The sequence below is a fragment of the uncultured Helcococcus sp. genome, from assembly GCF_946998255.1.
In the GTDB taxonomy this organism is placed as follows: Bacteria; Bacillota; Clostridia; order Tissierellales; family Peptoniphilaceae; genus Helcococcus.
The window spans coordinates 1-7988 of the sequence record NZ_CAMPYN010000048.1 but is presented as its reverse complement, the minus strand read 5'-3'; the positions used below and the strand labels follow the sequence as shown (position 1 = coordinate 7988).

Here is a 7988-nt window from a genome sequence, read left to right as displayed (position 1 = left end):
TTCAGCTTCAGCTTTATTTTGTTTAAATTCTTCTTTTAATCTAGCCTGTTCTTCCATCCATTTTTTCTTGTTTGCAGGTGTTGCTTCTATAGCTAAACCATTTGGAATAAGGAAGTTTCTTGCATAACCTGTTTTCGCATTAACTAGTTCGTCTTTCTTACCTAATTTTTTAACATCTTCTAATAATATAACTTTCATTATTCATTCTCCTCCATGTATTCTTTAATAGCCTTCTTAAGAAGGGATTTAGCTTCTTCCATATCTACTTCTAATTGGGTAGCCGCCATATTTCTATGTCCACCACCATTTAGTTTTTCCATAATCAATTGTACTGACACTTTTTTGTTGGACCTTGCTGATATATGAACCTTTGAATTTTGCTTTGTAAGTACAAAGGATGCTTCTATACCTGTAATCTGCACTAGGTCATTTGCTGCTTGTGAAGCTATCAAGGATGATTCATCAGTTTCCTTGTCAAATATTCCGATGATAAATATATCTTTATAAATTTCAGCTGTTGAAATAATTTGAGATTTAGCCTTTAAGGTATCAAAATCTTCAACAAATAGTTCATTTACAGTGTCAGAGTCTGCCCCATTTTGTTTTAGAACTGATGCTGCTTCAAAAGTCCTTGATGAAGTTTGTTGGGTAAAGTGTTTTGTATCCATACTTATACCAGCAAGTAAGGCCTCTGCCACAATTTTATTTATAGCAATTCCATCATCCATATATAACAACATCTCTGTAACAAGCTCTGATGCTGATGATGAAGATGGCTCTAAATAAGTCAATTCCGCATTTTCTATATAATCGCTTCCCCTTCTATGGTGGTCGATTATAACAACTGAGTCAGTCTTTTCAAACAATCTAGGTTCTTCAGTCGAATTTTTTCTGTGATTATCTGTAATTATAAATAGTGATGATGACTTGATTTTGCTATAAGCTTCATCAGGACTAATTATATAATCTTCCAAATCTTCAATATTTTCTGTTGTATACCTGTAAATATTTTCTATGGCTGGTGTCACCTTAGACAGAACAATGTAGGCATCCTTGCCCTTTTCTCTTGCTGCATGCCACAAACCTATGGATGATCCAATGGAATCCATATCCGGATTTACATGTCCAGAAATAAATACTTCTGTAGATTTTCCTATCAACTGTGATAAGGCATGGGCCAAGACCCTGGCTCTTACCTTGGTCCTCTTTATGGTAGCTTGGCTATTTCCACCAATATATTCTAAGTCATCTTGTCTCTTGATTACTATTTGGTCACCACCCCTACCTAGGGCTATATCTAAGGCTGCATTTGCAGACTTTTCAATTAGTCTAGGACTTTCGTCATCATAGGCTACACCTATGGATAAGGTAGGTGCTAAAGTATTTCCAGCTTCAACTCTTCTTACTTCTTCAACAAAGCTAAATTTTTCTTCAAGCATAGCTTCAAGACTTTCCTTGTAACTAACCGCGTGGTATCTACCATTTTCACTTTTCTTTATAAAAGATCCATACTTGTGGAAGTATGAAGTAATCAAGGTATCTATTTCCGCATAAAGAATAGGTCTCTTTTCTGAAGATAAGTTTTGATTTAACTCGTCTAAGTTATCTAATTTGATATTTAGAACAACAAGTTTTTCATTTTCATAAGTCATAGCAATATCTACTGCTTCGGTTTGGTCAACGAAGTATAGAAGTTTTACATTTTCTTTTTCTAAAAGACTGTAATGTACGCTATAGTTTCTTTGTTCAAATTCATAATCAAACACTTGATTGCCATTATCTTTTTCAAACAGTTCTGTGATGCCTGGTAAAATTTCATCTATATCCTCTTCTACCAAGGAATCTTTTCTTGAAATCATATTTTTAAATCTTGAATTATACCAATTTAGCTGGTTGTTTTTATCCAAAACTATAATAGAAAAAGGCATTGAAAATATGGCCTTTTTCGAGAATCCTTCAAAGTATACTTCCAAATTATCAGCATATTCTTTAAAAGCCCTGTCCTTTAGGGTGTATAGTTCATAGGCGTTATAAAGAGATAAGGCTGATAAAACAATCCCTATTATACCTAGGTAAATATTCAAAATTAATAATATGATTGTAAGTAAAATATTTGCAATAGGACTTAGCCATATGCTTACATTTTCTTTAGTTAAATATTTATTAATCATTCATCTTCCTTTACATTAAATCTATAAAGATAATTATATCAAATTTAGGCTAGAATTTGAATATCTCCGACTTCTTTATAGTATCTATTTAAAAAGAATTTTAGTAATCCTGCCTTATTAGGGTCATAGTTTTTAAAATTAAATTTTTCATTTTCTATATCTTTTATAGTTTTTTCTATACCTTTGAGTATTTTTTTATTAAGGTCTTTATCTACAGGATAGGTGTATATATTTTTATTATTAGCTAAATCTGTAAAATACAAAGACACACTAGATATCCCTTTATTTTTTGTTTGCTCATAGAGGTAGGCATATAGGTTAATCTGATTTATATATGATTTAAGTATAGAGTCGTCTTCGTGACTTTCAACCGGTCTACCAGTCTTGAAGTCCATTATATGAAGCCCTCCATCATTCTCAAAAATCATATCTACATTACCTATAAGGGCATAATCATCTGTAGAATAAAATATATTCAATTCAGAATTCAATGGTTTACCAATGTTCTTCAAATTCTCTAAATATAAGCAAACTTCTTCATGGGCTTTTTCTATATCTTCTTTTCTTATGTCTATAGCGCCTTGCCTATATTTCTGGGCACCTATATCCCTGACTAATTTATAGGTCTCAATACCATTAATATCTCCATTATTTATAAGAGTTTTATTTATAGTTTCAATAGACTCATGGACTATAGACCCGTAGAATAAAGCCTTTGTTTTAGGCTGTCTAAATTTCAGTATTCTTTCATAATAATACTTAATACTTGAGTCCCTATAAGGTACTATATCAGCAGTGTAGGAATAACTCTTTCTTACTTTATTGTTTTTAACAGGTCCCTTTTCCAAGTCTAGGTCCTTTACAGGAACTTCATTTAAGTTATTAAAATAGTTGATTAGATATGGAGAAATACTATTTCCAAAACCAGTTAATACAAGTAGGTCTTTGGCCCTGGAAAAACCTGTGTAATACTTTCTATGAAAGTCTAGATTTTCCATCAACTCTATAGGCTCAAAATCATTTATTTGTGTATATTCTTCCTTCAATATATCCACAAGTTTTTCAATATTATTTTTATACTTTCTATTTGTAAAAGGCTTATCCCAAAGAGACCCCATGAAAACTACTGGATATTCCATTCCTTTTGAAGCATGAATGGTTAAAACTGATATTGAGTTTTCATCTGGAATCGTAGTTTCTTCATCAAACTCAGCTATACCATTTCTGTTACTGATAAAAGATATAAAATTAAAGAAAAATGTAGATATAAATTTATCTAAATTATCTTTACCCACATAATAAATTTGATTGATCAAAGAAAAAGTATCCAGCAGCTCTAAATACCTTGATAGCCCCTTGGCTTTTTCTTCATTTTTCATGTACTTGTAGAAGGGTTCATAGGCAAATAATCTATAATATATGTCATGGAGACTTATTCGACTTCCCTCTTCATTTAAATATTCAGACATTTTTTCAATAAAGTTTTTTAGGTCAGCATGTCTTTGTATATATTTATCAAATAAATTATATTCTCTTTCTAAAAAAGCATAAGTCATTGGATCCGACACCTTTGACCTATCTATATACCTTCTAAAAATAGTATATAATCCACCTATCATCTCTTTAACTTCTTTTCTTGATAAAAGGGTTGATCTTTTTGGAATATATACTCCTATACCTTGTTTTTTTGCATGAGAAATAAACTTACGAGCAGAAGCATTATTTACTGATGAAAATAATACAGATATCTCATTGTAAGAATTTATGGCTCCTTGGAGATACAGGTCTTTCATGTAGGCACAGGTCTTTTCTATCCATTCTTCTTCATTTTGAGAATATAGCTTAACAACCCTATTTTCCCCACTTAACTTGTCTGAAAATAGTAATTTTGGATACCTGTATTTTTTATATTCATCATTTTGTGTACTTAAGTTTTCTAAAAATGAAGAATAAAATCTGATAATAGAATCTTCCGACCTATAATTTTGCATAAGCTTTATAACCTTAACCTGGTCTATTCTATTATCAAATTCTAAAATATTTCTTACTGACGCACCCCTAAACCTATATAAACTCTGGTCATCATCACCCACTACGCACAGATTTTTATTTTTATTTAGCATCTTAAAAATAATTTGCTCTTGAACATAATTGGTGTCTTGGTATTCATCAATCATTATATAGTTGATTTTTTCATGGATTTCTTTAACTATATGGTCATGTTCAACAAGCAATTTATATGTGGTGAATAATATTCCTGAAAAATCTATTAGATTATATTTTTCTAGTAATTTTTCATAATGGTTAAGAATCTGTAGCCCCACATTTGCAACTGGATTTTTAGAACTTCTTTCTATTATCCCTTCTTCCCTTATAGAATTAACCAGGTTCATTATATCTTTAACGTGGTCTGCTCCATTAATCACTTGTGAATAACCTGGAATTTTTTGAAAACTTCTTAGATATCTATGGATTAAATAGGCTTGTCCTGTATCGTCAATTTGAGAATAACCCGCTTTTAAATAAGTGTATTCAAGATACTTCTCATTTATATCACGGCAAATAGAGTGGAAATTTCCCACCACCATATCATTGATATCTTTATCAATATTCTCTTTTTTGAAATTTAATGATAGCCTATCCTTCAATTCAAAAGCAGCCTTGTTGGTAAAGGTTGATATGAGTATAGATGAAGGGTCTATATTTTTATCCCTTATCATATACTTCACTCTTTCTACTAGGGTGAATGTTTTCCCTGTGCCGGGTCCTGCTATTATCAAAATAGGTCCATCAATTGTCTGTATAGCGTCTTTTTGCTTTAAATTATAAGTCATGTCTTTCCTTTATAAAATAATATCCGAAAGAAAATCTTTCGGATATGTATTATTTCTATGCTAATTCTTTAATGAAGTCCATTACTAGGTCAATGAAGTATCCTGAAGCAGCTTCACCAGCATCGATAACTTCTTGTTCGTCTAGCTCTACTTCTGAAATACCTGCTGCCATATTTGTAACTAGGGTAATACCTACTGTCTTCATACCCATGTGTCTTGCAGCCATAGCTTCTATAGCTGTTGACATACCTACTACGTCAGCACCTAATATTGTAGCCATCTTTACTTCAGCAGGAGTTTCATAGTTTGGTCCTTGCCATTGGCAATAAACACCATTTTGTACTGAAACACCCTTTTCCTTTGCTATTTTTTCTAATTTATCACTCAATTTCTTGTTATAAACTTCTGTCATGTCTGGGAATCTTGGTCCTAAATCATCTAAGTTTGGTCCATTCAATGGTGAAGGTACCAAGGCTGTAATATGGTCTCTGATAATCATTAAATCACCAACAGAAAAGTCTTTATTTGCTCCACCAGCAGCATTAGTTACTATAAGAGTTTCTGCACCTAATAATCCCATCAATCTTGTAGGCATAACTGTATCTTGGGCACTATATCCTTCATATAAGTGAACCCTACCTTGCATAATAATAGTTGGCACACCGTGGATATGAGTCAATACAAATCTACCCTTGTGGCCTGGTGCTGTAGAAACTGGAAATGATTTAATATCCTTGTATGATATTTCTTGTTCTATTTCAACTTGGTCAGCCAATCTTCCTAGGCCTGAACCTAAAGTAATAGCTAATTTAGGTCTAAATTTAACCTTGCTAGCTAAATCTTCATAAGCTTCTTCTAATCTTTTCTTGAAATCTGTCATATTCATCTCCTTTATATAATTATTATGTATTACCTTTTCATTATATAATAAAAGACAAAATAAAAATAGACCTGAGTTTAAAACTCAAGTCTATATTGAAATTATTTTACTCTTCTAGCTGTAACATATCTTGATGACCAGTATCTTGAATTCATACTTTCTCTTATAACACCTGTTCTTGGGTTTGTTGCATGAATTAGTCCACCGTTACCATCGTAAATAGCTACGTGTGAAATACCTCTTCCTGAAGTATTGTAGAATACTAAATCACCAGCTTGTAAGTTGTTGATTGAAACTGGAGTACCAACACTTGCTTGTGCACTTGAAGATCTTGGTATAGATTTTCCAGCAAAGTTTCTATATACATATGATGTGAATCCTGAACAGTCAAATCCTGCTGGAGTTGAACCACCATATACATATCTAGAACCTAAGTATCTCAATGCTCCATTTACAACTGCATTTCCTGAAACTGAATTTGCAGGAGCTGTATTTACTTCTTTAGTTGCAGTAGTATTTGTGTTTTGAGATCTTGTGTTTGTGTTAGAGCTTTGTGGTGCTCTTCTTTCTACTTTAACTGGACTTGTATGTCCTGGATTTATCCAGCTACCAGCTGAATTAGCACTCTTAGATACATTGATCATTCCATTGTATTTTTTGAAGATGAAATATTCACCTTTTGCTAATTGGTTAACTGGATTTGTAGAGCTTTTAGCATTGTTTGCTGTTCTAAAACCACTTACTGTATTTTTCAAAGTAAATTTATTTGATTGAGCTTCTGTTTCTTTTACTTCTTCTTTTAATTCTTCTTTAACTTCTACTTTTTTAATAATTTCTTCTTGGTATACCCAACCACCTGGAGCACCTTGGAATCTAGCTATATTGTAAGCATTTCCTTGTTGCTTATAGATATAGTATTCACCCTTGTTGTATACTCCTCTTGAGTTTACTTTGTTTTTAGCGTCATCAGCATTTATGTAAATTTCAACATCTTCATTTAAGATTACCTTGTTTCCTTCTACTTCGAACTTAAGAACAACATCTTCAACTGTTGATGATTCTTTAGTTTCTTGTTTTGCTACTAAAGAATTGCTTGTACTTTCTAATTTGCTTGCGTCTACCCAAGCACCTGCTGATTTTTCTGTCTTTGAAATATTTATTGCATTTCCAAATCTTTTATATACAAAATATTCACCTGCTTTATATACGCCAACAGAATTGTTATTTTTTTCTGCTTGTCCAGCTGTCATATATATCTTTGAGTCTTCTTGTAATTGCACTTTTGCAGCTTGGGCTACAGGTGTTAATAGTGAGATTGATGCTAGTGATACTGTAAGAGCACTTGCAGCTAATCTCTTTTTAGAATTTTCTAACATATTGTCCTCTTTCTGTAATATTTTTGTAACTGATTCATATTATATATAGATTGTAACTATTTTTCAATTTTTTGTAACCTTTTTGTAAATTTGTTGGGAAGTTGTTACAAAAAGTTAACAATACTTGTGGCCTAGCCTGTGTGGGGGTTGAGAGTTATTGATGGATTGATTGTTTTAGCTGGTTTAATGGAGATTTTAGAGAGTTATTGTGGATTCCGTCACGACTTTTATCTTGGATGGTCATGTAGGTTTTGGGGTTTTTCTGGATACCATCATGACTTTTTTTGCATGAATGTCATGTAGGTTTTGATGTTTTTGCGTATTCCATCATGACTTGTTTTGCTTGAATCTCATGTAGGTTTTGGTGTTTTTCTGGATACCATCATGACTTGTTTTGCTTGAATCTCATGTGGGTTTTGATGTTTTCCTGGATACCATCATGACTTGTTTTGCTTGAATCTCATGTGGGTTTTGGTACCCCTGGCCCTGGGTTTCATGTGTATACCAGCCTTTCTCTCCCCTCTCATGATTTCCTGGCCCAGGGGTTCATGCGTATTCCAACATTTCTCTCTCCTGTCATGATTTCCTGGCCAAGAGCTTCATTCGTATTCCAGCCTTTCTCTCTCCTGTCATGATTTCCTGGCCTAAACTACTACCTATGTCAAGGACACTTAAGTGAATTTTCACATGGCCCATAATAAGTTCTTTGGATATTGTCCTGTTTGAT

General features: G+C 32.6%; 5 protein-coding genes. All 5 read right to left on the bottom strand.

Going from position 1 to position 7988, the window contains the following annotated elements:
- Nucleotides 1–198 (bottom strand): 50S ribosomal protein L9 (gene rplI, locus Q0U66_RS04695; RefSeq protein ID WP_297377992.1); only part of this gene is annotated, 198 nt, incomplete at its 3' end.
- A complete protein-coding gene (locus tag Q0U66_RS04690) occupies nt 198–2171 on the bottom strand; it encodes a DHH family phosphoesterase (RefSeq protein WP_297377989.1) in 1974 nt (657 codons plus the stop codon). The genes rplI and Q0U66_RS04690, both read right to left, overlap by 1 nt.
- Nucleotides 2172–2215: 44 nt before the next feature.
- Nucleotides 2216–5005: an ATP-dependent DNA helicase gene (locus Q0U66_RS04685; protein ID WP_297377986.1), complete on the bottom strand. Its 2790-nt coding sequence runs from the start codon at nt 5003–5005 to the stop codon at nt 2216–2218.
- A 55-nt stretch (nt 5006–5060) separates the two neighbouring features.
- On the bottom strand, nt 5061–5885 hold the full coding sequence (locus Q0U66_RS04680; RefSeq protein ID WP_297377984.1) for a purine-nucleoside phosphorylase: 825 nt from the start codon (nt 5883–5885) through the stop codon (nt 5061–5063).
- Between the two features lie 101 nt (nt 5886–5986).
- On the bottom strand, nt 5987–7261 hold the full coding sequence (locus Q0U66_RS04675; protein ID WP_297377981.1) for a C40 family peptidase: 1275 nt from the start codon (nt 7259–7261) through the stop codon (nt 5987–5989).
- Nucleotides 7262–7988: the final 727 nt, after the last annotated feature.